The organism is Helicobacter bilis (assembly GCF_900198365.1).
Lineage (GTDB): Bacteria > Campylobacterota > Campylobacteria > Campylobacterales > Helicobacteraceae > Helicobacter_A > Helicobacter_A bilis_B.
In genome coordinates this window covers 35,111-60,909 of the sequence record NZ_FZMS01000029.1, presented here as the reverse complement: position 1 = coordinate 60,909, position 25,799 = coordinate 35,111, and the positions used below count along the sequence as shown (strand labels likewise).

24 protein-coding genes and 2 pseudogenes are annotated in these 25,799 nt (G+C 35.3%); 8 read left to right on the top strand and 18 right to left on the bottom strand.

Translation table 11 applies throughout. The features are described 5' to 3' along the window. The first annotated feature begins 403 nt into the window (after positions 1–403). Positions 404–1,021 carry a hypothetical protein gene (locus tag C6H08_RS04880; RefSeq protein ID WP_034580798.1) on the top strand — a complete coding sequence of 206 codons (618 nt, stop codon included), beginning with the start codon at positions 404–406 and terminating at the stop codon, positions 1,019–1,021. A gap of 19 nt (positions 1,022–1,040) precedes the next feature. Here the strand turns inward: C6H08_RS04880 and C6H08_RS04875 are convergent, their stop codons facing one another. Further along, entirely contained in the window at positions 1,041–1,634 is a 594-nt protein-coding gene (locus C6H08_RS04875) for a hypothetical protein (RefSeq protein WP_233708490.1), read from the bottom strand. Positions 1,635–2,223: 589 nt separating this feature from the next. On the opposite strand from C6H08_RS04875, the gene C6H08_RS04870 reads away from it, so the two are divergent. After that, a complete protein-coding gene (locus C6H08_RS04870) occupies positions 2,224–2,799 on the top strand; it encodes a hypothetical protein (RefSeq protein WP_233708489.1) in 576 nt (191 codons plus the stop codon). Between the two features lie 366 nt (positions 2,800–3,165). On the opposite strand, the gene C6H08_RS04865 is transcribed toward C6H08_RS04870, so the two are convergent. The 5 genes and pseudogenes from C6H08_RS04865 to C6H08_RS04855 form a co-directional block, all read right to left on the bottom strand. Beyond that, positions 3,166–3,660: a ferritin gene (locus tag C6H08_RS04865; protein ID WP_004088183.1), complete on the bottom strand. Its 495-nt coding sequence runs from the start codon at positions 3,658–3,660 to the stop codon at positions 3,166–3,168. Positions 3,661–4,304: 644 nt separating this feature from the next. Beyond that, positions 4,305–4,565, bottom strand: a complete 261-nt coding sequence (locus tag C6H08_RS12530) for a toxin-antitoxin system YwqK family antitoxin (protein ID WP_052092695.1) — start codon at positions 4,563–4,565, stop codon at positions 4,305–4,307. Then, a pseudogene (locus C6H08_RS12525) lies at positions 4,548–4,601 on the bottom strand (hypothetical protein); the annotation flags it as partial. The gene C6H08_RS12530 and the pseudogene C6H08_RS12525, both read right to left, overlap by 18 nt. Before the next feature lie 39 nt (positions 4,602–4,640). Continuing rightward, the gene (locus tag C6H08_RS11250; protein ID WP_052092696.1) at positions 4,641–4,835 is read right to left on the bottom strand and encodes a toxin-antitoxin system YwqK family antitoxin; all 195 of its coding nucleotides are present in this window, start codon (positions 4,833–4,835) and stop codon (positions 4,641–4,643) included. Positions 4,836–4,905: 70 nt separating this feature from the next. After that, positions 4,906–5,190: a hypothetical protein gene (locus C6H08_RS04855; RefSeq protein ID WP_138154559.1), complete on the bottom strand. Its 285-nt coding sequence runs from the start codon at positions 5,188–5,190 to the stop codon at positions 4,906–4,908. 558 nt (positions 5,191–5,748) lie between these two features. Between C6H08_RS04855 and C6H08_RS04850 the strand changes: the two genes are divergently transcribed. Both C6H08_RS04850 and C6H08_RS04845 read left to right on the top strand, forming a co-directional pair. Further along, positions 5,749–6,984 carry an efflux RND transporter periplasmic adaptor subunit gene (locus C6H08_RS04850; protein WP_080732206.1) on the top strand — a complete coding sequence of 412 codons (1,236 nt, stop codon included), beginning with the start codon at positions 5,749–5,751 and terminating at the stop codon, positions 6,982–6,984. A 12-nt stretch (positions 6,985–6,996) separates the two neighbouring features. Continuing rightward, positions 6,997–10,128, top strand: a complete 3,132-nt coding sequence (locus C6H08_RS04845) for an efflux RND transporter permease subunit (protein WP_034580533.1) — start codon at positions 6,997–6,999, stop codon at positions 10,126–10,128. A 309-nt stretch (positions 10,129–10,437) separates the two neighbouring features. Here C6H08_RS04845 and purH read toward each other — a convergent pair whose 3' ends face one another. From purH to luxS, 4 genes are all read right to left on the bottom strand, one after another. Continuing rightward, the gene (gene purH, locus C6H08_RS04840; RefSeq protein ID WP_034563122.1) at positions 10,438–11,988 is read right to left on the bottom strand and encodes a bifunctional phosphoribosylaminoimidazolecarboxamide formyltransferase/IMP cyclohydrolase; all 1,551 of its coding nucleotides are present in this window, start codon (positions 11,986–11,988) and stop codon (positions 10,438–10,440) included. Between the two features lie 73 nt (positions 11,989–12,061). Further along, the gene (gene tilS / locus C6H08_RS04835; protein WP_052092701.1) at positions 12,062–13,171 is read right to left on the bottom strand and encodes a tRNA lysidine(34) synthetase TilS; all 1,110 of its coding nucleotides are present in this window, start codon (positions 13,169–13,171) and stop codon (positions 12,062–12,064) included. A gap of 78 nt (positions 13,172–13,249) precedes the next feature. Then, positions 13,250–13,735, bottom strand: a complete 486-nt coding sequence (queF, locus tag C6H08_RS04830; RefSeq protein ID WP_034563124.1) for a preQ(1) synthase — start codon at positions 13,733–13,735, stop codon at positions 13,250–13,252. A 24-nt stretch (positions 13,736–13,759) separates the two neighbouring features. Then, positions 13,760–14,260: an S-ribosylhomocysteine lyase gene (luxS, locus tag C6H08_RS04825; RefSeq protein WP_005220079.1), complete on the bottom strand. Its 501-nt coding sequence runs from the start codon at positions 14,258–14,260 to the stop codon at positions 13,760–13,762. 110 nt (positions 14,261–14,370) lie between these two features. Here luxS and C6H08_RS04820 point away from each other — a divergent pair, with 110 nt between their 5' ends. The 3 genes from C6H08_RS04820 (at position 14,371) to ftsY (ending at position 16,614) form a co-directional block, all read left to right on the top strand. Next, positions 14,371–14,892, top strand: coding sequence for a hypothetical protein (locus C6H08_RS04820; protein WP_034563125.1), 522 nt, complete (start codon positions 14,371–14,373; stop codon positions 14,890–14,892). Between the two features lie 88 nt (positions 14,893–14,980). Continuing rightward, a complete protein-coding gene (locus tag C6H08_RS04815) occupies positions 14,981–15,721 on the top strand; it encodes a hypothetical protein (RefSeq protein WP_034580536.1) in 741 nt (246 codons plus the stop codon). Positions 15,722–15,741: 20 nt separating this feature from the next. Continuing rightward, positions 15,742–16,614, top strand: coding sequence for a signal recognition particle-docking protein FtsY (gene ftsY, locus C6H08_RS04810; protein WP_034580538.1), 873 nt, complete (start codon positions 15,742–15,744; stop codon positions 16,612–16,614). Between the two features lie 408 nt (positions 16,615–17,022). Here ftsY and C6H08_RS11245 read toward each other — a convergent pair whose 3' ends face one another. Next, the gene (locus C6H08_RS11245; protein ID WP_158656808.1) at positions 17,023–17,175 is read right to left on the bottom strand and encodes a hypothetical protein; all 153 of its coding nucleotides are present in this window, start codon (positions 17,173–17,175) and stop codon (positions 17,023–17,025) included. A 31-nt stretch (positions 17,176–17,206) separates the two neighbouring features. Beyond that, a complete protein-coding gene (locus C6H08_RS04805; RefSeq protein ID WP_034563131.1) occupies positions 17,207–17,404 on the bottom strand; it encodes a hypothetical protein in 198 nt (65 codons plus the stop codon). Between the two features lie 175 nt (positions 17,405–17,579). On the opposite strand from C6H08_RS04805, the gene C6H08_RS04800 reads away from it, so the two are divergent. Then, positions 17,580–19,799 carry a hypothetical protein gene (locus tag C6H08_RS04800; RefSeq protein ID WP_034580540.1) on the top strand — a complete coding sequence of 740 codons (2,220 nt, stop codon included), beginning with the start codon at positions 17,580–17,582 and terminating at the stop codon, positions 19,797–19,799. 384 nt (positions 19,800–20,183) lie between these two features. On the opposite strand, the gene C6H08_RS04795 is transcribed toward C6H08_RS04800, so the two are convergent. From C6H08_RS04795 to smpB, 6 genes and pseudogenes are all read right to left on the bottom strand, one after another. Further along, positions 20,184–20,714, bottom strand: coding sequence for a D-glycero-alpha-D-manno-heptose-1,7-bisphosphate 7-phosphatase (locus tag C6H08_RS04795; RefSeq protein WP_034565920.1), 531 nt, complete (start codon positions 20,712–20,714; stop codon positions 20,184–20,186). A 153-nt stretch (positions 20,715–20,867) separates the two neighbouring features. Further along, positions 20,868–22,937 (bottom strand): NAD-dependent DNA ligase LigA, encoded by a 2,070-nt coding sequence (gene ligA / locus C6H08_RS04790; RefSeq protein WP_034580543.1) that lies wholly within the window; start codon positions 22,935–22,937, stop codon positions 20,868–20,870. A gap of 8 nt (positions 22,938–22,945) precedes the next feature. Beyond that, a complete protein-coding gene (locus C6H08_RS04785; protein ID WP_034580545.1) occupies positions 22,946–24,211 on the bottom strand; it encodes an adenine-specific methyltransferase EcoRI family protein in 1,266 nt (421 codons plus the stop codon). Positions 24,212–24,236: 25 nt separating this feature from the next. Continuing rightward, complete coding sequence (locus C6H08_RS04780; RefSeq protein WP_034565452.1) at positions 24,237–24,620, bottom strand: ExbD/TolR family protein; 384 nt, start codon at positions 24,618–24,620, stop codon at positions 24,237–24,239. 190 nt (positions 24,621–24,810) lie between these two features. After that, positions 24,811–25,242: pseudogene (gene exbB, locus C6H08_RS04775) on the bottom strand (TonB-system energizer ExbB); the annotation flags it as partial. A 9-nt stretch (positions 25,243–25,251) separates the two neighbouring features. Then, positions 25,252–25,707, bottom strand: coding sequence for an SsrA-binding protein SmpB (smpB, locus tag C6H08_RS04770; RefSeq protein ID WP_034565449.1), 456 nt, complete (start codon positions 25,705–25,707; stop codon positions 25,252–25,254). Positions 25,708–25,799: the final 92 nt, after the last annotated feature.

Genomic DNA, 25,799 nt, shown 5'->3' with positions numbered 1-25,799 from the left:
GACAAGATAAAGCCAAAAAACAACAAGATATAGAAAATCTTATAGAAAAAGTAAAAGAGCAAAAAAGCTTTGATGATTGTAGTATTGCGATATTGGTAGAAAACTAACAAGGCATTCTATTTGGATTACTAAAAGATCGTGAAATAAAAATCTATTGCATGATGTATTACAACATGTCTATACGATAATATAGGAAAACTATAAAATAAACTTTATATTTGCCGCAAAATGCCTAAAAGCAAGTATTTGCATGGGAAATAAAATAAAACTTAACATAGAATAATTTCTTTGAAACTTACTCATTGGAAACAAAATGCCCCCTTATGCAACCACAAAACAATATATGTTAAATTTACAAAAACAATATAGAATCCTTTGCAAAAAACCTATAAAAAGGAATGCAATGTTTCGCAATATGCTTAAATATTATCTGCATGTTGTTTTATTTATCATGTTTATAAATACAAATTATTTATTTTCGCAAAATTATGGTGGAAATTATGATTGGCGTATGCTTGGTGGGGGACCATTGCAGCTTGTATCATTTCACATTGGCACAAATACAAGTATCAATCGCAATTCCACAGGCTATAATATCGGTGGGAGTGTGGGCTGGAACTATCTATCGAGTTTTTATAACGCATTTGATGGCATTGATCATATTTTTGATATGGGCGTAAGAGTTAAATACATGTTTAATGATTCTATTATTAAAAGCCATCTTGTTGGGACGGAGCTTTATTTTCATTTCCCATGTAGCACGACTGATCTTTTTCGTCATGCACCACAGCCCCTTTCGCTTATTATCGGCGGTGGGGCAATCTTTGCAAAAAATAATACTCAAGCACAGAATCTATCTTTAAACGAAACAACAGGGTATTATGTAGAAGTGGGTGTTGGGCTTTTTAAATACTTTGTTATTAATGCAAACTTATTATATCGTGCGAGTTTTTTTCAACCAAATGCTTTGAATATACAGCCTATCGAGCATAATTTCCTTGTGGAATTTGCGATTTTTTAGGGATTATAAGTTTAATCACTTACTTATTAAAAGCGGGTGCTATCAAAGCAGCTGGGATATAAATCGGTAGGGCAACAGCCGTTATAGCAGCAGCTGGATATACCGCAAATGAAAAGCGAAGTGAGAGCTGCACGGAGTGTTGCGTAGGGGCATTTGTGATAAAATCGCTTCTAAATATGAGTGAAGCATGCACGGGGCTACTTGGTAAAATAAGCAGACCAGCATCTATATATGTCCCACCATTTATACCCATATTATCAAGTCTGCCACCAACCCCAAATACTACACTTGCAATTTGCCAACCTTGAATGTTAAACAGAGGCGGATGATAATATGTCTCAATGCCAAATCTATGTGTGCCATAACTTCTTGCATCAAAGCCATACTCATATCTACCCTTTACACCAAAATCTAAGATTCTACAAGATGACCCGCCAATCCCCATCCACCCTATATCAAATGCAAGATGATGGGCTGGAAGTTGTCTATCCATCATAATAGAATCTGTGCTATGTGAAGATAGACTAAAGCCATATCCATATTCTGCTCCAAAAATATTACTAATAGCACTCAAATAGGTCATATTTTTAGAAAAAGGCATGTTTTCATTCAACAAATCCCCATCGGATATATAACGAATAAAAGATTCACAAGCCCTCGTGCTATTGCCTATAAAGATACTTATGATAAGAATGTATAATATATGTTTATAGAGTTTATTATAAAGTAGCATAAATGATAACCCCCATAGATTTGAATCCGTCTATTATAGCATTTGTTTGTTTTAAGAGAATGGCTTTGTTATAAATTAATCCGTTGTGATTATAGCAGGCAATGTGCTTTAGATTCTAATAGAGAGATTCAAATATGAGTAATTTAAATAGGGATTTATGCAAAACACTTGCATTGCGAGTTATTTTATAGTAGGATTTCATAGATTTTCTTAGAGAAATACTATTTGCTTAAATCAATGTAAGTTTAGAATCTTTTTTTGCTTAGTCGTTCCATAGTTTTGCAAGCAAACCGCTGTATTTGTGAATATTTTTGACATATATGTGTAAAATACAGAATGATATATTGATTGGTAATTGGATTGATATTTTGGAATCTCTTTTGCTTGTATAGGCGTTTAGTTAGTGTATTTTAGAATCTAGTTATTTTGTTGGTTGGAGTGTGTTGTGCGTTGCTGTAAAGTGCTGTTTATGTGTTTATGTGTAGTCTCTTTGTTGTTTGCTGAAGGTGATTTATCTGTGGGCGAAAAAGCTGATGTGGAACAGCTTGAGCTTGCTGGTGGAGATTCGTTTGAATATGATATTGACAATAAAATCCGTAGGGCAAAAAGCAGCGTGCAAGTTGGCGTGGGTATAAACTTCACACATAATGTTGACACGAAAGCATTGCAGGTAAATGCGAGTGTAGCACTTGGATATAGCTACTTTTTTCATAAGACTTTTGGCGTAAGGCTGAATGGCATTTTTGATAATACGCAGACAAGCTATTTTGGTGGGGTTGGATTGGATGTGATGTGGGATTTTATCCAGACAGAGCCATTTGGCTTTGGTGTGCTTGTTGGCAGTAGTGCTGGATATACAGAGCGGTATGGCACTTATAAGAATGGTGGATTTTTGGGATACTTTCATGTGGGGCTAGGCATGGTGTTTGATGGTGGTAGAAGTAGGCTTGATGGTATTACTAGGATACCATATAATACTATTGGCACAGCAGGACAAATATCGACAGATATTACTTATGTACTCATGTATTCCTATACTTTTTAATTATTTATTTTGCATTAGAAGACTTTGTGGTTCTTGCAATAAGATAGTGAGAATCATAGAGTGTTTTTTTTATTTCTCTATTTTGTATATATTTTCAGAATCATATATAATTACTATGCTTTGAGTTATCAAGTTAAGATAGTTTTGGAAAATAGATTCTAATTAAGGTATATGACTTAAAATGACTTGGATTCCCTGCATTAAATATGTTTGGAATCTATATTGACAGATATTATGCGATTAGAAAGATGATGACAATGAGAGCAATGGAATTAAAATCTTTTAATTCCATTAATGCAATAAAATTTATAAAAAAGCTAAGTCTTAATCTAGATTAAGACTTTGAGAGTTACACAGAATCTATACTTACTTGCCTATAAGTGTTTTAATGTATTGATCTGCTAAATAAAGCCCATTGCTTTGTTCGCCGATAAGCTTTATTTTATCCACTATGCCACGAAACAATGCCTCTTCTTCATGCTGCTCTGCTACATACCACTGCAAAAAGTTAAAAGTTGAATAATCCTTATTTTCTAGCATAAAACTTACAAGATCATTAATCGATTTTGTGATCGATAGCTCATGTTGATAAGTTTTTTCAAACACATCAAGTAAATTTTTGAAGTTAGATTCTGGCTTTTCTATCGCTTGTAGCTCCACAACAGAATCTGTTTCGTTAAGATAAGTGATTAGCTTTTTAGCATGGTCGCTTTCTTGTCCTGCATGTGAAAATAAAAACTGCCCCGCACCATCTAATCTGTTATGAAAACACCATGAACTCATACTTAAATACAGATTTGATGCAAACATTTCTTTTGCAACTTGCTCATTTAATTTTTTTGTAACTTCAGCTGATAACATACTATGCTCCTATATAATAAAATATTTTGATAATTTGATACAATTTCAAATTAACTTTATCATTATAGTATATTAAATGATAATAAGTCAATATGTAATCCACTTTTTACTATAATATTTAAATTATAAAAAAATATTGTAGAAATGTTTTGATAGATATGCGGAATACGCATTGTGTAAAAATGAGCGCAGAGATTAAATGACATGGAGTCTGAAAGAAACACATTGTATTGGACACAGCCAAATCAAGCATATAGGTTAGTTTCTAGTTATTATGATTGGCAAGTTGCTTGTGTGGGAATAAAGTTGCCAATTGTTTTACAATCATTGCTAGCGTTACCGCTATGGCAACACCCATCATGTGCGATGACTTATCATAGGCCGGTGTGTCAGCACGCATGAGATGGCACAATCAGCTAGATTATTCACCACAAACATCGAGGTATTTATCATATATTGTGTAATTATGTCTGTTATACCATACTTCTTGGCTTGTTATAGGTCTGTCAGATAGTAGGCTAATCCAAATAGCATCCGACTCGGAATGATATATGTGCGAAAAATCTGAGAATATATTGCTTATTCTAATTATATCTTTTTGTTCGTCTTTTGTTAGGACTTTGCCGTTTTTACATACGGAGAATTTAAACCCATGATAGAAACTTAATGGATACAATGAAAATGACTTCTAAGCCTATTTCCCCTTTCTCATTATAATATTTTGTCCCTATTTCATCTTTTTTATACTCTCTCTCACTTAAAAGATTCCCATTGCTATAATATGTTTTTGTAATACCCACTCTCTTGCCATTCTCATAGTTAGCCTGTGATGATAGATTCCCGTTTCTATAGTATGTTTTTTCTATGCCATTTTTCTCTCCATTTATATATGCACTCTCACGCAACAATGCCCCATCATCATAATACCACTTTTCTACACCATGCCTTTTATCATCTTTATATGTTGCAGAATACGCGAGTTACCCGTTTTTATAATACCCTTTTGTAATACCTTCTAATTTACCATTCTTATATTCCACTTCACTGCGTATCTTTCCCTCTTCTTCTAAATAATACTCTTTTTCCATGCCGTGTTGCTTATCGTCTATATAAGGGGTTTCACGGATAAGTATGCCTTCCCCAACCAACGTCCTTATATAATCAACACTATACACTTTTTCTATGCCATGTTTTTTACCATCTTTATATGGTGTCTCAGAACTAGAGCCTTCTCACCTATTTGAACTATGTGATTATTTCTAAACCATTTTTTATCATTTTTGTATAATACCTCAATATCAAGATTTCCACTCTCATTAAAGTATTGTATAATCCCTCTCTTTTGCCATTATGATAAGGCACTTGAAATCTTACAATAGCACTCTCACCAATTTCTGTCAGCCAATACATTTTCTCAATGCAGCCTCTTTGCCTATGCGTATCACTGACACATTCATTCAATACTTTTGCGTGTAGATTTGCATATAAAAGCGAAATGCCAAAAAATGTGCTAGTAAATAAAACGCTCATAAATTCCCCTTTTGCCATATAAAATAGTAAAGATTCTAAAGTGAAAAAATGAAATTGTGACTTTAGCATATTTTCCTATAGTTCTTATATTTTACCAGACTCTTAAGGCATGTAAGATTGTATGCAAGTTTGCTACACTAGGCATAAAATCTAGCTATTAACATAAGATTCAGATTCCATAAACGACTACATATTTACTGATATTTTTATTATTCTAGAAACTAAGAGTGCATTTTGATATGCGTTTATTCAAGCAAAAGTTCCATATTTTGAAATACTTGTGTAAAAATGCCTTGCTAGATTCTAAATAAAAAATTAAAAAGTATGCAAAAAAGAATTATTTGCATACGCAAATATTTACAAAATCAAGCTAGAATACAAAGTTTTTTATTGAAGTATAGATAAATAAAGCATTTGCAAAAGGAGTAAATTATGCAAAAAGGCATACAATCATATATACAACTATTCTATGTTTTTTACACACAGGCAAGATATAGAATCATAAAAGCTAACACAATGAAAGCTTTTCAATTCTCATTTATGATTTTCTGTGTGATTATGCTTGTAATGTTTGTAGGCTGCAAGGATTCCACACAACAAGCACAAGAAATCCCAGCCTTGCAAGTCCAAGTAAAAAATATAGAATCAAAAAATGTAGCCTTAAACTTTGAGTATCCAACACGACTGAAAAGTATCCAAAGTGTGAATGTATATGCAAGGGTGCAAGGCACACTTTTAACAAAGAATTTCACAGAGGGTGATATTGTAGAAAAGGGGCAGTTACTCTTTAAGATTGATGCGGCACGCTATCAAGCAAGGGTGAATCAAGCAAAAGCACAATATCATTCCGCAGAGGCAAGTTTTGTAAAAGCAAATCGCGATTGGAAAAGAGTGGAAAGCCTGTATAAGCAGGGCGTATATACCATAGATCAATACGATACTTCAAGGGCAAACTACTTACAAGCTCAAGCAAATCTAGCCAATACAAAAGCAGCCCTTGAAGATGCTAAGATTGATTTAGGTTATACTGATGTGGTAGCAAGTATTAGCGGTAGGGCTGGTATGCGAAAATATGATGTTGGGAATCTTGTCGGCACAAGCGGTCAAGATGTATTGACGACTATTACGCAGTTAAGCCCTATTTATGCGGAGTTTTCTATCCCTAGCAGAGATTATTACTTTATGAGAGGGTTGGAAGATAGTAGCATACAAGTTGAGTTTGTGTTAGGCAATGGTAAGGCTTATGGCAAAGTTGGCAAACTAGATTTTATCGATAGTGTGCTAGATTCACAAACAGCTACAATCAAAGCAAGGGCGATTGTGGATAATGATGAACACAAACTTATACCAAATGAATTTATGCGTGTGAGACTAAAAGGCTTTGAAGCACAAAATGCCATCACAATACCACAAAGTGCACTTTTACAAGATAAAGATGGAAGCTATGTATTTATCGCAAAGGACAATAAAGCAGAGATAGCAAGGGTAACGCTAGGACAGAATCTGCCAAATAATGAAGTCTTAATCCTTGATGGGCTTAAAAATGGCGACTTGCTTATCATCAATCAATTATCAAAAATCCGCCCAACTATGCCTGTTAATGCAAGCACACAAGATTCTAAAGATACAAAAAGTGTGAGTTTTATGCAGCATAATATAGAATCTACTTCCACTTATCATGTTAAACATAGCGGAATATCCAAGATAGAATCTCAACAAGATATTTCGCCTTTTTCAAAGGCTCAATATGACAAGTATATAGAATCTAGCAAAGCAGATTCTATATACGGATAAAGGGGGGATTTGATGTCAAAGTTTTGTATCAATCGCCCTATTTTTGCTATGGTTTTATCCATAGTGCTGACACTTGTTGGTGCGATCTCTATCTATATTTTACCGGTGGAGGAATATCCCCAAGTTGTGCCAAATGAAATTGTCGTGCAGGCAACATACACAGGTGCTAGTGCTGAGGTTGTTGCAAACACTGTGGCAAGTGTGCTAGAAGATAGCATTAATGGTGTTGAGGGTATGCTGTATATGAAGTCATCGTCATCATCAAGTGGGGTTGTAAGCATAAGTGTATATTTTAGCAATGACACAAATGCAGATATGGCAATGGTAAATGTCAATAACCGCGTGCAGTCTTCACTCTCAAGGCTTCCTGCAGAGGTGCAAAGAGTGGGTGTAAATGTCTATAAAAAATCTTCAACACTACTTGCTATCTATGCTATGTATTCTGATAATGCAATCCATGATTCTACCTATGTGGCAAACTACGCCTTACTCAATGTTGTAAATGAGCTAAAAAGAGTGCCGGGCGTGGGTGATGTCATCGTTTTTAGCAATCGTGATTATTCTATGAGAATCTGGCTTGACATTGATAAACTCTCACAAAATAATCTTTCACCAAGTGAAGTAGCACAAGTAATCTCTGAGCAAAACTCACAATTTGCAGTAGGTTCATTCGGTGCAGAGCCGCTAAATGATAAAGTTGCTTTTACCTATTCTGTAAGCACGCATGGAAGATTTATTAGTGCGAATGAATTTGGCAATATTATCATTAGATCAAATGCCGATGGTAGTGCATTGCGTCTAAAAGATGTGGCAAAAATAGAGCTTGGAGCAAAAGATTATAGCGTTAGCCCACTATTTAAAGGTAAAGAATCTGTTGGGTTTGGTATCTCAGCTCAACCGGGTGCAAATGCGCTTGATGTGGCAAATGGCGTTGCAAAAAAACTAGAAGAGTTAGCAGAAAACTTCCCAAATGGGATACAATACAACAATGTGTATGATACGACTACATTCGTTAGAATCTCAATCAAAGAAGTGATTAAAACATTCGTAGAAGCCATTGTGCTCGTTATTATTATCATGTATTTTTTCTTACAAAATTTCCGTGCGACTATTATCCCTGTTATTGCTATCCCTGTGTCTATTGTAGGGGCATTTGCGGGTATGTATGCACTTGGATTCTCAATCAATCTTTTAACACTCTTTGGACTAATACTTGCCATTGGTATTGTTGTAGATGATGCCATTATTGTGATTGAAAATGTAGAGAGAATCTTACATACAGAAACAAATGAAAATGGAGAAAAATATTCAGTAAAAGAGGCGACACTAAAGGCTATGAGTGAGATTCAAGGACCTGTTGTAGCTATTGTATTAGTGCTTTGTTCTGTATTTATCCCGGTGGCATTTATCGGTGGATTTACTGGGGCAATTTATAAGCAGTTTGCAATTACTATTGTTATTTCTGTGGTTATTTCTGGCTTTGTTGCATTGACTTTAACCCCTGCTTTATGTGTGTCTATTTTAAAGGCAAAAGAGCCTAAACCATTTTATATCGTAAAAAGATTCAATGATGTATTTGACTGGCTTACCTTTAAGTTTGGAAAACAAATCGCAAGGGCGTTGCGTAGGGGTGGGATTCTCACACTTTGTTTTATTGCAATCATTGGCGTTACTTGGGGATTATTTAAAAAGCTACCAACAAGTCTTGTCCCAAGCGAAGATAAAGGTATTGTCATAACTTCATTGCAACTACCACCTGCTGCTTCACTCTCACGCACAATTGTAGAGGGTAAAAAGGCATTATCTTTCTTAGGGCAAGATCCAAATATTGATTATAGCTTTTTGATTGCAGGTTATGACATGCTTGCTGGTGCAGCAAGGACAAGTGGGGCTATCATCTTTACAACCTTGAAAGACTGGAGCAAGAGAGAGCAGAGTGCAGCAAGTATTGTGGGTAAATTCTATGTCCTATTAAATAAACAACTTGAAGCAAATGCTATTGTATTTGGCGCACCTGCAATCAGTGGTTTATCCCTTGCAGGTGGGTTTGAAATCTATGTGCAAGATAGAAATAATGGCACGATACAAGACCTTGAGAAATATACAAATCTCATTGTCGCAAAGGCAAATCAAAGACCAGAGCTTACACGCGTAAATAGCATGTTTAATCCAAATATCCCGCAATACTTCATCACCCTTGATAGAGAAAAAGCAAAATCTATGGGTGTGAATGTAAGCGATGTTTTCACAACTATGCAAAGCGTTTTTGGGCAATATTATGTCAATGACTTTAACCTTTATGGGAAAACATATCAAGTGAATATCCAAGCTGAAAGTGAGTTTAGAAAATCACCAGAAGATTTAAGTCGCGTATTTGTAAAATCAAATAAGGGTGATCTAGTCCCAGCGAGTTCTTTAGTGGAATTTGAACGCGTTACAGGGGCAGACATTGTAGATAGATTCAATCTCTTTATGAGTGCGAAAATCACAGGACAAGCAAAGGGAGATTACTCAAGTGGCGATGCGTTGAGGGCTATTGAAGAAGTAGCAAAAGAAGTATTACCGCAGGGTTATACAATAGCCTATTCAGGCTCAAGCTATCAAGAGAAAAATGCAAGTGGCACAGGTGCTATTGCCTTTGTATTTGGGCTTATTTTTGTGTTTCTCATTCTGTGTGCGCAATATGAGCGGTGGCTTATGCCTTTATCGGTGCTTACCGCAGTGCCTTTTGCAGTTTTTGGTGCAGTCCTTGCGACCACTTTGCGTGGGCTTGATAATGACATATATTTTCAAATCGGGCTTGTTATGCTTATCGCTTTATCGGCTAAAAATGCAATTTTAATCGTGGAGTTCGCACAGCATTTGCATGAAAGAGAAGGAAAAGGTATTATAGAATCTGCCATAGGTGCAGCAAAACTACGATTTCGCCCTATCATTATGACCTCTTTAGCATTTAGTATTGGCGTATTGCCTCTAGCTTTAAGTAGCGGGGCTGGAAGTGCAAGCAGACATGCTATCGGCACAGGTGTTACTGGTGGTATGATGGCAGCAACTTTTATCGCAATATTTTTCATTCCGCTTTTTTGGAGTTATGTAGCAAGACTAAATGAATGGCTTAATAAGAGAAAAGAGCAAGAAAATTAAATAAGATTCCGCCATATTCTATGTGTTTGGAAATATAGGGCTGTGGTTTTTTGTTACGGTTTCTATTCACCTGCACTTGTGCTAATACAGATTTATTTTTCTATAGACAAACACAAGACTTGTGTGTAATGTGGTTTTGGTTTTTATAAATTCTCGCATTGTATGCGATCATTTAAGAACAAACATAAAACCCATGAAAGCAACATAAGCTACATGAAAAAATATCTGTCGATAAAATTCTGTTTCTACTTGCAGTAAAATCATATTCTAAGTGTATGGACTACTAGGTATATCCAAGCGATATTAATGCTAATGCAAAAAATGTCTTTTGCCAGAAAAATAAAGTGCGATATTATGTTTATCTGCTTCTTGTATCACCTCATCATCTCTTATGCTTCCACCCGGCTCAATAACTGCACTTGCTCCCACACTTGCAGCAAGTTCTATACTATCTTTAAAAGGGAAAAATGCCTCACTAGCAAGCACACAGCCCCTTAAATCTAGCCCCATTTCCCCTGCTTTTTTGATAGCCGCATGACTTGCATCAACACGGCTTGTCATACCCATACCAATGGCAACAAGGCTGCCATCTTTTACATAAGTTACGCAGTTTGACTTTGTAAGACTTGCGATTTTATAGGCGATTTCTAAATCAAGCATTTGGGCTTGTGTCGCCTTTGCTTTACTCACGCATTTAGAATCTCTCACTTCATTTGGCGTGATAAAATCGCTATTTTGATACACAAAACCACCCTCAATATGTTTGAAATCCCACATATCTCGTGGAAAATAAAGTCTAGTGGCATTCGCTTCATTAGCACAGGTAAAGATTTTAATCCGCTTTTTATGACTAAAAGATTCTAGGGCTTCAGGGGTTACATGGCTTGCTACAACGACTTCAATATAGTTTTTTAGAATCTCTTTAGCAAGCTCTAAATCTAGCACACCATTAATCGCTACAACACCACCATACGCACTCACACTATCACACTGCAGGGCATGGCGATAAGATTCTATAAGATTTTCTTTGAGGCTAAAACCGCAAGGATTACCATGCTTTACAACACACACACAATCTTTATCACCAAACGCACTTGCAATCTTTATAGCTGCATTCATGTCGGTGAGATTATTAAAACTTGCTATACCTTTTAAGCTTTTAAAATGCTTTGAGTAAAACTCATTGTATTCATAGAGACTGCCTTTTTGATGCGGATTCTCCCCGTAGTTTGTATCCATGACTTTTTTACCAGTGATAAATACAGAATCTCCAAAGCCATCACAAAAGCGACTAGACATATAGTTTGCTATCATGCAGTCATACTCAGCGGTATGGCTAAAGGCCTTCATCATTAAATTTCTGCGAAACTCTAGCGTATTATTACTTTTTAGATTCTCTAAAATATAGCTATAATCCTTAGAATCTACAACGACTACTACATGCTGAAAGTTCTTAGCTGCTGCGCGTATCATGCTAGGACCGCCTATGTCTATATTCTCAATGATTGTATCAAAGCAATCAGTCTTTTCTATCGTTGCTTTAAATGGATAGAGATTCACACATACAAGAGAGATATTAAAGATTCCATGTTTTTCTGCGCTTAATTTATCTTCTTTATTATCTCGTCTATGCAAGATTCCACCATGAATCTTTGGGTGCAACGTCTTTACCCTGCCATCAAACATTTCTTCACTCTGTGTATAGCTACTCACCTCGATAGATTCAATACCATTTTCTTGTAAGACTTTTAGAGTCCCACCTGTGCTTAGAATCTTATAATCTAGCTCTATTAACCCCTTAGCAAAAGGGATAATATCAGTCTTATCACTCACGCTCAAAAGTGCGTATTTTTGTGTCATTGCTTTTCCTTACATAAAATAATGAAGCGTATTGTAGCCAAGTAACAATAAGGTTTAAATAATAGCCCATAAATTACTCCCAAATATCAAGGCTATTGATATAAAGCAATGGGCGTATTTTAGGAGGGATATTTTGGATTCTATATTTCTCTCTCACTTGTTTTGGAATCTTTATAGAATCTTTTTCTATTAAGCTATATAAATGCTCCATATCACAAGGAAAATGTATATATTTTTCCCTTCTTTTCTCTAAAAACGCTTTTATAAGCCATCTAATCTCAATGCCTACAAATATAAAAGATTCATTCTTTGCAATTACGATTTTGCCACCCATGACACACGCCCCATTTTTTAAAAGTGTGTGTTGCAACTCATCTTTTTGTTTGCCACTCATAATGTAGCCAAGTCGCTTTGTAAGCATATCTATCGTGTGAATCTCATGTATATGACTTTTACATATAAAAAGATTATAATCTATGCACACCATAACATGCGGATAAAGCCTAGCCCTCTCTTTCTCTAAATACACAAAGCTTTTTTTGATACCATTTGCAAAATCCCTATTCATTAGCCCAGAAAGCTGCTGTCTAAACAGATTGCGTTTATAGCTTGTATCGCTATTACTTGTATCGATGAAGTATTTAATATTATTTGTGTGATTGTAGTTTAGAATCTCTTGCTTTGTGTAAGTGATAAATGGACGCACAAGATAATATGCCCTGTTGTTTATCATGCGTTCTGTTATATCATGAAAACCTAGCAGGGTATTTAGCCCAGCACCACAAGAAAGCTGCATGAAAAACCACTCAAGCCTATCATCAAAATGATGGGCTGTGATGAGATTGTGATAATTATGTGTGATTATAATCTTATGAAAAAAATCATATCGAATGTTTCTTGCATTATACTCAAAATCTTTTGTAATAGATTCTGAAATGAGTGTATAGCATTGCTTTTTATACTGCTTTGCAAGGCTTTTAGCATATAGCACTTCATCTTTACTTTGAGATCTTTTGCCATAATCAATAATTGCGATATCAAACTCTATTTTATACTCCATTAACACAAAAAAAAGCGCGGTGGAATCTACTCCACCAGAAAAAGCAAGTAAATTTTTATTTTTACTTAAAATGGCATATATATGCGGCGAGATTGTAAGGGTGTGTGTATCTTTGTGTTTCATTGGTGTTCTTTGTAAATGAATTGCGGTGTGTAAATATAAAAATATGATAGTATAAAACCCTATCAATACGATCTTAACCTAGCGATTTGTAATTGTTTCGGGATATAAATCATGTAGCCATAAACGCTTTTTTGCCATTTTTGCATACACACTTTTTTCTTTTCCATAATTTACATAAGGATCTATGCTTAATCCACCCCTTGGTGTAAATTTACCCCAAACTTCAAGATATCTAGGCGATAAAAGTTTAATTAAATCATCTGCGATTGTATTTACACAATCTTCATGGAAACCGCCATGATTGCGGAAGCTAAATAGATATAATTTAAGCGATTTTGATTCTACAATAAGTTTGTCGGCTATATAGCTAATGTATATGGTAGCAAAATCTGGCTGTCCTGTGATGGGGCAGAGTGAAGTAAATTCTGGGCAGTTAAACTTAATAAAATAATCCCTTTGTGGATGTGGGTTTGGCACAGATTCTAAGACATTTGGATCATAGCTGAAAGTATATGTCGTCTCTTTGCCTAATTGCTTTAAATCATATTGTTTTTGCTTTGCCATACTTTTTCCTATTTAGATTCCACATTACTGACAAAATTCTTTCAATAAAAGTTTTTGCGTATCCATTACGCCAATGCCCTTATCAAGCATGTCTTGTGCTATCTTTTGTGCATTATGAAGAGAGTGCATTTTTGCTGTGCCGCATTGATAAATATTTAGTTCTGGAATCTGCTCCTCGCTTGTTAAACGCAAAATATCACGCATACTTGCTTCCCACGCCTCTTTTACCTCATATTCGCTAGGTGTGCCAATCACGCTCATATAGAATCCAGTCCTACAACCCATAGGAGAAATATCAATGATTTCTGTATTTTTGCCATTGAGATGATCTCGCATAAAACCTGCAAATAAATGCTCTAGCGTGTGAATACCTTTTTCATCTAATATCTCTATATTCGGCTTACAAAAACGCAAATCATATACAGAAATCTTATCGCCTTTTGGTGTTTCCATGCTTTTTGCAAGGCGGACGGCTGGGGCAGGCATAATTGTGTGATCGACTTTAAAACTATCAAGTAATGGCATAAATGCTCCTTAAAAATATAAAAAATTAACGCATATTATAGCAAATTATTGTAGAATATCCGCTTTATAGAATCTATTTAGTTTAGTCAAAAACTTGCAAGGAGAATACAATGTCTTTTAAAATAAAAATCTTAGGTATTGCGTTAGCAGCTATCATGCTTAATAGTGGTTGTGCCAAAAAAGCCGAAGTAGAACAAAAGAATATCGCGCAATGCGAAGTCTTTAAAACTTTTGCTAGTGCTACTTTTGAAGTAGAGGGTGATATGGCAGAAGCGATTGAAAAGACTGCTAAAAAGGCTTTGACAAAAAGTTGTTTTAAAAAGTCTAGTGATAGCAATGCAAACTTGCGTATAAAGCTAGAAGCAAAAAAAACATTGCAGACAGAAAGTGGTTTTATACAGGACAAGCATGATAATAGCTTTGATATTACCATACATGCAATTATGCTTATCCCAACAGACCAAGGCGGCCTGACAACACTTACAAGCACACAACACGCAAAGCTTAATCTAAAATCCTCGCAAATTGCTGACTTAGGCAGTAAATCAGAGATTACAGAAAAAGACATAAATGACTTAGTAGAAGAAAATGTTTTAATAGCGTTAAAGAATCTTTTTAAAGATATGCCTTAAGGACTCACTCCATAATTATAGCTAAATGCCTATTTTAGCTATAATTCACATTTAATTTTTAGAATCTAAAACCTGTCAATGAGGAAATATGCGAGAATTTACACATAATTTACTATATGCAAAATCATATAGCACATATCTTTTTGCTTTATGCTTTGGCTTACTTATAGCTTTGTTTGGTTGTAGTGATACTGATGATAATAAGACAAGTGATAGCAAAACAGAATCTTATGATTTCACAAATATAAGCAACAACACAACTGCAAAGATTTCATTGCAACATATCAATAACAGAATACAGCTACATATTACAAACACGACAAATAAGCAAAGCATGCTATCTAGCAATGCAGTTAAATTATTTGCTTTTTTCCCAAAAGACTGCAGTATGTGTATGCCAACTTTTATCCATATTAACAATTTATTGCATCGTTCAAAAAATTTGCAGGTATTTATTTTAAGCAAACAGGCAATACATGCTAATAGTTACAGAGATTTTCCAATTACGCTTAGTCAAAATTTAGTGAATCTTGTGGATACAAATAATAAGCTTGATTTATTTCTAGATTCTCTAAAACGCACATTAAATATTGAGATTAGAGACTACCAAGCACCATTATTTATACTACAAGACACTCACAATAATATCATACAAAGCATTGAAGGGGCGGTGTTAGAAGAGATATTTGAACAAATGATAACAGATCTTTTAACACAAGACAATAAAATAGATTCTAACAAGCTAGATTCTAACACGACAGAAAAGACACCAAATAATACACTAAGTCAAAGTGCCCCAAGCAGCACAGAATCTCTACAATCTAAATAGCCCTAAGACAAGGAATAAACATGTTTTCATTTTTTAAGAAAACTTCAGAAAATATAGCACGATTTTTAGGACAAAAACAACAAAAGATAGAAAAAAGTATGCTAGAAGAGATTCTAATAGAATCAGATATTCATTATGAAATCATTGAAAAAATGCTAGATAATCTCGATGAAAATGTCAGTAGAGATGCCTTGCGTGTTGCTATTGAGAGATTTTTTCGCGGGGAAAGCTATTATGATAAGATTAGATTCCAAGAGATAGAAGAAAATCCTATCGTCTATCTTGTGTTCGGTGTAAATGGTGCGGGAAAAACCACGACAATCGCAAAACTTGCAAAAAGATTTAAGGATAATAACAAGAAGGTAATACTTGGTGCAGGGGATACATTTCGTGCGGCAGCTATCGAGCAGTTGCAGCTATGGAGTGAGAAAATCGGCGTAGAGATTGTTACCACAAAACACGCTCATGATCCTAGTGCGTTAGCATTTGATACAATTAATGCTGCAAAAGCACGGAATATGGATTATGCTATTATCGATACAGCGGGGCGACTACCCAATCAAACAAATCTTAAAAATGAGCTTATAAAAATCTCAAAAACATGCAGCAAGGCTTTGGAAAACAAGCCTTTTCATAAGATTTTAGTGCTAGATGGCACACAAGGCAGCTCAAGTATAGAACAAGCCAGAATCTTTCATGAAGCCTTAGGACTTGATGGCGTTATCATCACAAAAATGGATGGCACAAGCAAGGGCGGTGCGATTTTAAGCATTATTCATGAGTTTAAACTGCCCATTCTATTTTTGGGTGTTGGTGAAAAGGCTGATGAACTCATTGCATTTGAAGAAAAAGATTTTATCAATGGACTTTTAGATTCTATTTTTGAGAAGTAGATTCAGAGTGTTATTAAAAATATAACAATCGCATGGTTTTGGTGTGCTATTATGAATACTGCATTCTACAAAGAGTCAATACAAAACTAAAGAAATAAAAATATTAAACGATAAACAAGAACATAAAAAGATATTTCAAGCAAAATGACAAATGATAGAGAAGCCATTTCTACAACAAGAAAGGGCGAAACAAATACCAACTGCATACATTTGAAGCAAATACAATAATCTAAAATTAGAAAGTCAAATCGTAGAATCCGTGTAAGACATTAGATTCTACGGCAATCGCATATTATAGCGACACGGCATCTCACGCAGAGACTTAAATCACATTTCCCATTGCCTATTATCTAAATAGACATCTTTAAAAGCTATCGCAATAAAAAATTCATCTTGCAAGATTCCAAACTACTTCTTAGGATTACCTTTATGACCACTATTGTTACTTCCTTTAGAAGCATTGGTGCCAGTTTTTTTAGATTCTGGATGCACTTTTTGATATTCTAGGTGAGTTGGATTTAACTGATTTGAATGATTATCAAACTCCGCTTGTGTAGTCATACGATGATTTTTTTAGCCATATCTATTCTCCCTATTCTAAACCATATTGTCTTACTAATGCACCATTGCCACTTTTTAAAAGAGCATTCTTAATATCTGCCACTTTCCATTCTGCAGAATCTACAAAACATGTTGTTTTGTGTTGTTTTTTTGCCTCCCCTGCAGCTTTTGCATACTTTTCAGCTACTTGCTTATCCGCAAACTTTACTATTAACCTATCAATAGACATACCGATCTCCTTGTAAATAAAATATTTGTCAAAAAAATATGACGGAGTGCATTCTAATATATATAGTAAATGAAATAAAATTTTTGGACTTTTAGTAGTTTGTGATTTTAAACGATTAATCCCATGCAATACTTTTTAAAATGCTATAATAAAGCAAACTACAAAAAGGAAGATTATGCAAAGCTATGAAAAGATTATAAGCGGGGAGCAGGGGCTGCTTGAGTGGATTGTAGAAAATGCGACACAAGAGGGCTTAGATAAAGACTTGCCAGATGATGATAGTCTGCATATTGCTATGCCAGAGATTGCGGGGCTAAACTTTATGCCCGGAATGTTAGATGGCATTATGGGAAAAGATGAGAAAAATGGTGCAGATACGCTACTTACGATGTTTAGGCATTTTGCGGAAGTGGATTCTGATGCATTAAGCGATGAATTGATAGATAAGCATTTAGGCGGGATTTATATGTTTATTATCCAGCATAGAACGCTTGGGTATATTGATGGCTTTTTAGAAGCACTAATCAATGAGGCGGATAATAATGCGAGGCTTTTGCATTTCTGTATCACTGCGGCTAGGCAATTTCTGCGTAGCGGGGTGCATAGAGAGGCGATTAAATTTGGCATTGCCGTGCTTGGGATTTGCAATCTTGATGAAAAAGAGATAGCTATGCTTTTATACTTGGGCTTGGCAGATGAGTTTGCGAGATTTGTCGCCGTGGCGTTAATGCGTAATGAGAAAAATGATGAAATCTTTTATCTAGCAAAACGCACAAAGGGCTGGGGGAGAATCGCCTATGTGGACTATGTGAAAATTGATGATGAGAAAAAGCGAGAGTGGCTGCTGCTTGAAGGCTATCAATGTGAGATTGGGATTGATCATATTGTGCTTGAGTGTTTAGAAAAGGGCGATTTGCTAGGGTTTATAAAGGAGCGGGGATTTGATGAAAAAATCTACACAGCAACGGGACAAATGCTAAAAAGCTTTTGTGGCTTGAGTAAGGTGCATTTTGCAGACTATCCACATTCTAAAGAACTAGTCGCGTTGTTTATTGAAGAATCTAAAAACAAAGTGATGAATATAGAGCGATTTGCCATTATTTGTGCGTTGATTAGCCCGATTGAAGAGGAGCTAGAATATGATGAAAAGCAGAAAAAGGAGCTGCTAGATATTATCAATACTCTAGCCTTTCATAGCGGGATTGATTGGGAGGGGCAAATCCGTGCTGATGTATTTAACTATGATGCAAGGAGCATTGCTAGGCATCTTGGCATTGATATATGGGAGGATATGTTTAACATCGCTAGGGAAAATACGGAGTTTAAAGAGTGGTATCCACTCACGCTTACAAATTCTAAAGATAGATATAAAAGGCTTTGTGCTTTAGCAAAGGAGCGATTTGACTTGAAGGCTTTAAAAAGTGAGCCAAAAGATGAGCTAGGACTTGGGGCGGAGTTTAGGGTGTATGATGAAATAAGCTTCATCGTGCAAAATCTTAGAAACTTTGATGAGATTATTGGGCTAGAGTTTGTAGAAACTGCCCTGCAAAGCCATGTAACTCGCTGTCGCAATATGGCATTAAATGTGATTGAAACTTACAAAGAGATTCCACAAAGCATTATTGACATTATGGAGAGAAATAGCAAAAAAGAGCCAAATAAAGGCGTGCTAGAGCGATATGAAAAGCTACTACAAAAGCATAAAGAGCAATTAGAGCAAAAAAGAAATATTAAGCCCTGTGGCGATAAGTATTGCAAGCATAAATGGCATTTGCAAGTGTGGGGGGAATTTTATAGTAGTGGGATATGGAGTCTTTGGAGTGATGAAAAGCAAGAAAGAGAATTTCCAAATGTTGGGTATGAACTTTTGGGATTACCGCAAGATTTAGCGTGGAAATTTACGCAGTGGCAAAGGCTACACGATGAGTATGGGCTGTATTGGTATAAAGATGATGCAGATGAGTTTCTAAAAAAGCTGTATGCTGCCTTTAATGAGCAAAAATTAGAACTTGCTAAGGCGTTGAAAGCACACTTTAAAGGCGATGCGTATATAGAGACTTATGTTGAGAGTGAAGATGATATAAAGGAGATAAAGTATTACTATGTGTTAAGTGATTATGATTGTGGATTGTGGGATGAAGAGGCTTGTGCGACTTTGCTTGAAAGTGTTTTGGAGGATGACTTGGGGATTGATATAACAGGCAATAGGGAAGAGATAGAAAAATTTGATGAAGAATTGAGTAAATGGGCGTATGATTATTTTGAGCTTGAATTTGATGGAAAAGGCGGCTGGGTGGAAGTAACCGATAAAGAGATTATTGAGAGAGGTAGAATCCTAACAGAAAGAGTAAAAGAAATTCTGCCGCATTACTGCGTCGTGGAGTATAGGGTATAGAATCTTATGAGATAAAAATGATTTTGAATCCAAACTCATTAAGATTTTGAGTGAATAAAATCTAAACCGAACCTAGTTTAAGAATCTCGCCTATAATATCGCCACAAATGCAATAAGGAGAGTGTAATGCTTATTTTGCTGGTGTGATATCTTTTGTTTCACACCCTAAATCTACACCCAGCCCATTTGGAAGAAAAGCCTTTTCGTTCATTTAACACGCATATTTTTGGGGGGGGGTGGGCATGTGAATTAATTGCCGTTTTGCCCTCTTTATGCGTTCCATTATTATTGACTATTTACATTCTTTACTGAAATACACGAGATTTTCACTCATGCTTTTGACAACTTTATTTATAGCTTATGGGTATATATAGTTTAAACATGCTAATTGTCTGGAAGAAAATCATCAAGTGTATGAATGAGTGTATATTCACCCTTATCTAATTCCGCTGAATTTTCATGCTTTTTATCCCTGCATAGCAAATATCGCTTTGTTATACCTGCATTTTTGGCTGCCATAATATCAGTTAATCTATCACCAACAAGACAAGATTTACTAAGGTCTAAATCTAAATCATTCATGGCTTGTATAATCATGCCACTTGCTGGTTTGCGTCTTATCGTATCATGTAGTAGCGGACAAAAATAGATTCTATCAAAGCGAAAGCCCAGTCGCTCTTGCATGTAATCTTGCATATAAGAGCTTAATGATAAAAAGTCCTTGATCGTGTAGTAACCCCTTTCAATTCCCGATTGATTTGTAACTACAACGAGCTTATACCCTTGCTTTTTAAAATGTGTAACACAAGGAAAGAAATCATCATAGAATCTAAAATCTTCCTTTTTATACACATAAGATAAATCCACATTAATCACACCATCTCTATCAAAAAATACTGCTTTATTTTTTGCCATAACTTGCTCCATAATGAAGTTTATTTTGCATTTCAAATCTGTTTTATCATTCACAATTACCTTATAATCATAGATTTTAGCAATCAGCATTTATAAGATTCACTAGTAAAGAGATTTAACCCATTCCTTTACACTTAACACACCAAACAATCCCTACATTTCTAAAATCTGCATGAGTTCGCCAGATTCTATAATCTTAATGCCTAATTCTTGTGCTTTGTTAAGTTTTGATCCAGCTTTTTCACCTGCGATTAGAAAGTCTGTTTTAGAGCTAATGCTGCTTGAGACTTTTGCACCAAGTGCTTCTAGCTTTGCCTTTATAGAATCTCTGCTTAAGCTAAAAGTGCCAGTAATAACGCAGGTCTTTTGATAAAAAATAGAATCTGTGTTTATCTGTGTAGTTTTTACTTGTAATTGTGGCTTTAATATCTCTTGCATTTCATTGATAAAATCTTTATTATGGATACAAAAGTCATAAAAGCTTTGTGCCATATCCTTGCCAAAGCCCTCAATCTCTTGTAATTTTTCTATATCATAATCAAAGATTTCATAGCCATAGTCTGCTAGTTTTTTACTTGCCACTTCGCCTATATGTAAGATTCCAAGTGCGTGGATAAACCGCCAAAATTCCCTATTTTCTACACTATCTTTAATCGCATTGATAAGATTTTGTGCCCTCTTCTCTTTGAATCCTTCAAACCTTAAAAAGTCTTCTTCCTTTAAGCTATAAATGTCTTTACACTCTTTAATCACGCCATTATCGACTAAAAGCTCTATAATGCTACTGCCTAGCCCATCAATATCCATACATTTTTTTGAAGCAAAATGTATGAGTTTTGCCTTGATTATCGCATCGCAATTTGGATTTGTGCAGTAGATATAAATATCTTCATAGCTTAACTCATGACTGCATATTGGACAATGCGTAGGCTTTACTATCTTTATTTCATCGCCCTTTCTTCTCTCATGCAATACCTTTGTAATCTTTGGAATCACATCGCCACTTCTAACAAGCAGACAATAATCGCGTATGCGTATGTCTTTTTGCTCAATCTCTTTATAGTTATGTAATGTCGCTCGACTGATAAATGCACCATCTAGCGGTGTGGGCTTAAAGTTTGCAACGGGTGTAATGATACCAGTCCTGCCAACTTGTGGTGTAATAGATTCTATATTTATTACCACTTCTGTTGCGGGGAATTTATACGCACAAGCAAACCTTGGGGCTTTCTGTGTAAAGCCTAATTTATCCTGCAAGGCTAAATCATCTAGCACAATCACAAAGCCATCAAGCATAAAGGGATAGTTATCCCTATCATTTAGAATCTTTTGATACTCACGCTCAATAGATTCTGCATTCACTCTTTCTAAATATCTAAAGGGACTAAAGCCAAACTCTGGTAATAACATAAGCATATCATAAAAGCCTATATGGGTTTTCTTAGCATATTTCTCTAGCTCTTTCATATCAACACTGCCTATACCCCATGCTACAAAGCTTAGATTACGCTCTTTTGTGAGATTAGGATCTAGCTGTCTCATACTCCCTGCAGCGGCATTGCGTGGATTTGCAAAAAGGGCTTTATTATTCCTTTCTTGCTCTTCGTTTAGTCTCGCAAAATTCTCTTTAGATAGCACGACTTCGCCTCTTATCTCTATGCTGCCTTTAAAGGGGATTGTATGTGGGAGAGAATGCAGGGTCTTTGCATTTTGTGTTACAAGCTCACCTATCTCGCCATCACCTCTTGTAGTCGCACTTTGTAAGATTCCATTTTCATATAAGAGATTAAGACTCATGCCATCATATTTTGGTGAGATGCAAAAATGCAGGGTGTTTATATCTATAGAATCTGTCTGATCAATATCTGTGTCAAAAAGTGTTGGAGTTATGCTATTTTTTTGGATTCTAAGTATTGCATTGGACAACTTTGTAAGCCATTCACACAAATCATCATAGCTAAAAACATCTTCTAAACTCCACATACGCCTTTTATGCTTATTTTTACTAAAATCTTTTAGAATCTTATCGCCTATTCTTTGCGTTGGGGAATCTTTTGAGATTTTATCCATATTATTTTCTTCATAAAGCTTCACTGCCTTATATAGCATATCATATTCAGAATCACTAGCAATAGGGTCATCTAACTCGTAATAATGCTTTGCATAAAGGTTTAGCGTTTTAATAGATTCTAAATATTCTTCATAGCTTTTAATCTCTTGCATAATAATCCTTAATCTTGTGTCTTTTGTATTAATACTCTTGCAAACTTTTTCTTACCTTTTATATAAGGAAAATATTGTTCTTTTATAATGATTTTGAAACCACATTCTAACACACCATTTAGAATAGGATTTGTTGATACTGCAAAAGGTCTATCATAATCATTTGGTATATAGCTGCGATCTACTAGCAATACACCGCTATCATCAAAGATTCTATACACATCTGGAATCTCTTCTAAGGGCATAAACTTTAAGCGGCTTTTAGCAGGGCGATCTTTTATAGGAAAATTTGTAAAGAAATGTCCTGCTGCCCTCACCGGGATTCTTTTAGGATTGAGATACCAATATACACTAGTATATCCTGCCCATGCTTTTTTATCCACAAAATAAGGAATAAACGAAGGGGTAATACAATTTGTAACATTTGAGATAATGATAAATTTCTTTTGACTTCTTATTAGAATCTGCCAATAATCTGCCGCACGAGAAAAGGGCGGATTTGTGCAAACAATATCTGCTTCTTCATGTAGAATTCTAAGAGATTCTAACTCATCAAAGCTTCCTGTATAATTAAGCGGGTTTCTATAAAGCTCATGTGCCCCTTCTTTTGTAAAGATATAGCCTTTTGTCCCTGCGTTAAATAAATCTGCTCTACTTCCATAATGAGTGCATATAAGCTTTAATCGTAAAAAGTGTTTAAGAAAATAGAGTGCAAAGGCTGAAGAGTCTGTATAATCTCTATTGCTTCCTATCGCATCATCGCAATTACAAAATACAACTTTATCTTTCCATATTTTAGTGGGATACATTGAGAGTTCTTTCTCTACATCTTCTATGCGTGTATAAAACTCATCATTTTTTACCCTTTTAGCTTGTTCTAGTAGCAGTTTTCTTGTAACTCCCCTATCTTGCATAGTGGGTTGTGGGCTAGATTTTGCGGGACGCATTTTTTTAGATTCTTTAGACACAACTCTTTTAATAAAATGCGGACTTTCAAGGATAAAATTCACATACATTTCAAAAAGGTTTGGATTATAAAAGTAGATTTCTTTATTGTCTCTCTCTCGCAAAAATGAAAACTGCATTTTAATATCATTTTCTAATGCTCTCATATTACTCACTTCAGCGGCAAATAATAGGCTATATGTATTTTCAGCTGATATACCTGTAATACTATTATATTCTTTCAATCTCCGCTCTAAATCATTTGTGATTCCAATCTTACATTTGCTTGGCTCTTTACTTGCTTGAATAATATAGAGATATTGTTTCATGATATGCCCTTATTTATCTAAAGTCTTAGGGGTTAGTCTGCTCTACTTCTGTAAAGACATTTGTCAAACCAAAATATTGTAATGCTGCCATGATTTCTACAAACTGCTGCACATTTGCATCTTTATCAGCTTTAATAATCACGCTAGTTTTAGAATCTAGGCTGCGTAAATAGCCCTGCATTGCCACTTTATCAACTTGCTGTGAGTTTATATACATTTTGCCATCTTTATCTAATGCAATATGAATGCGTTTAGATTCTAAGCTATTTTGTGTGCCTTCATCAACTTGTGGTATTTGAATGGGTAGCTGAGATGAGACACTAAAAGAAGCTGACATTAAAACAATCACAAGCAATACAAGCATAATGTCAATAAAAGGCACAAGGTTTAGTGAATCTATCTTTTTCATGCTAGTCCTTTTTGTCTGCTGTGCTAGATTCTATATCTTTTATCTCTATTCGCTTTGCTTTGTGTATGCGGTCCTTGAGATTAGAATCTGTTGTATAGCTATATGGCTTTGGTCTTTTATCTTCTCGTAATTGATTGCTTGTTAGATCTTCTCTATAATCAAGTCGTGGGTTATTCTTTGTATTTGTGTTTGGATTTGTGAAAATATCCCAATTTGTTAGAATCACTTCTGCCTTTCGCACTAAAAGGTTATAAAATACAATGCTAGGTATCGCTACAACAAGTCCTAATGCAGTAGCTCTCAACGCCATAGCAAGTCCCACCATAATACCCTTTGTATCAAGCATACTATTTGCCCCAATGCTAGTAAAGGTTAGCATAATCCCAATTACAGTGCCAAGCAAACCAACATAAGGTGCATTTGAGCCAATCGTAGCAACGAGTGTAAGCCGCTTGTGTAAATCAAGCTCTAACTCCCTTTTATCGCTATAATCATCAAGCCGAATGATAGAATAAAACCAAAGTCTCTCAATCCCAATGGCAATAACAAGCAAACTCAAAAATACCAAAAAACCAAAGATTCCATAATCTATATACAGCGCATAATCTGCTACCTTTTCCATAATAACCCTTTAATATGTATGATTTTTCATATTTGCTCTAGCTTCTCTATCTAGCTCTTTTCTTTTAATTGTCTCTCTTTTGTCGTATTCTTTTTTTCCCTTTGCAAGTGCGATAAGCATTTTTGCATAGCCTTTTTTATTAAAATGCACTTGCAATGGCACGATGGATAGACCCTTTTGACTGACTTGCCCAAAGAGTTTGTCAATCTGCTTTTTATGTAAAAGCAGCTTTCTTGGACGCTTTTCATCGGGTTTAAAATAGGGATTTGTAGTGTGATGATAGGTTAGGTGCATACCGAATACAAAGGCTTCATTATTTATAATACGCACAAAGCTATCTTTAAGATTCGCCCTGCCATTACGCAAGGATTTGACTTCACTCCCTGCTAATACAAGCCCTGCTTCAATTTGTTCTAATATAAAGTAATCATGATATGCTTTTTTATTGCGGATAATACTACTCATGATAACTCCTTTAGATTCTTAAAGTAGCTCCTTTGAAAGCACTTTGCCCCTTGTGTCAAACACACCTTGCTTTGTTATATAGACATAAGACA

Bases quoted from the DNA above. Each gene is read 5' to 3' on its own strand.
- C6H08_RS04805 (WP_034563131.1), bottom strand. From the start codon at position 17,404: ATGTCTATTGATAGGTTAATAGTAAAGTTTGCGGATAAGCAAGTAGCT.
- tilS (WP_052092701.1), bottom strand. From the start codon at position 13,171: ATGAAACACAAAGATACACACACCCTTACAATCTCGCCGCATATATAT.
- C6H08_RS04780 (WP_034565452.1), bottom strand. From the start codon at position 24,620: ATGAAAAAGATAGATTCACTAAACCTTGTGCCTTTTATTGACATTATG.
- purH (WP_034563122.1), bottom strand. From the start codon at position 11,988: ATGACACAAAAATACGCACTTTTGAGCGTGAGTGATAAGACTGATATT.
- luxS (WP_005220079.1), bottom strand. From the start codon at position 14,260: ATGCCATTACTTGATAGTTTTAAAGTCGATCACACAATTATGCCTGCC.
- C6H08_RS04815 (WP_034580536.1), top strand. From the start codon at position 14,981: ATGCGAGAATTTACACATAATTTACTATATGCAAAATCATATAGCACA.
- ligA (WP_034580543.1), bottom strand. From the start codon at position 22,937: ATGCAAGAGATTAAAAGCTATGAAGAATATTTAGAATCTATTAAAACG.
- C6H08_RS04880 (WP_034580798.1), top strand. From the start codon at position 404: ATGTTTCGCAATATGCTTAAATATTATCTGCATGTTGTTTTATTTATC.
- C6H08_RS04865 (WP_004088183.1), bottom strand. From the start codon at position 3,660: ATGTTATCAGCTGAAGTTACAAAAAAATTAAATGAGCAAGTTGCAAAA.
- C6H08_RS04850 (WP_080732206.1), top strand. From the start codon at position 5,749: ATGCTTGTAATGTTTGTAGGCTGCAAGGATTCCACACAACAAGCACAA.
- C6H08_RS04855 (WP_138154559.1), bottom strand. From the start codon at position 5,190: ATGAGCGTTTTATTTACTAGCACATTTTTTGGCATTTCGCTTTTATAT.
- C6H08_RS04785 (WP_034580545.1), bottom strand. From the start codon at position 24,211: ATGAAACAATATCTCTATATTATTCAAGCAAGTAAAGAGCCAAGCAAA.
- smpB (WP_034565449.1), bottom strand. From the start codon at position 25,707: ATGAGTAGTATTATCCGCAATAAAAAAGCATATCATGATTACTTTATA.
- C6H08_RS04800 (WP_034580540.1), top strand. From the start codon at position 17,580: ATGCAAAGCTATGAAAAGATTATAAGCGGGGAGCAGGGGCTGCTTGAG.
- C6H08_RS04820 (WP_034563125.1), top strand. From the start codon at position 14,371: ATGTCTTTTAAAATAAAAATCTTAGGTATTGCGTTAGCAGCTATCATG.
- C6H08_RS04845 (WP_034580533.1), top strand. From the start codon at position 6,997: ATGTCAAAGTTTTGTATCAATCGCCCTATTTTTGCTATGGTTTTATCC.
- C6H08_RS04870 (WP_233708489.1), top strand. From the start codon at position 2,224: ATGTGTTTATGTGTAGTCTCTTTGTTGTTTGCTGAAGGTGATTTATCT.
- ftsY (WP_034580538.1), top strand. From the start codon at position 15,742: ATGTTTTCATTTTTTAAGAAAACTTCAGAAAATATAGCACGATTTTTA.
- C6H08_RS11245 (WP_158656808.1), bottom strand. From the start codon at position 17,175: ATGACTACACAAGCGGAGTTTGATAATCATTCAAATCAGTTAAATCCA.
- C6H08_RS04795 (WP_034565920.1), bottom strand. From the start codon at position 20,714: ATGGCAAAAAATAAAGCAGTATTTTTTGATAGAGATGGTGTGATTAAT.
- queF (WP_034563124.1), bottom strand. From the start codon at position 13,735: ATGGCAAAGCAAAAACAATATGATTTAAAGCAATTAGGCAAAGAGACG.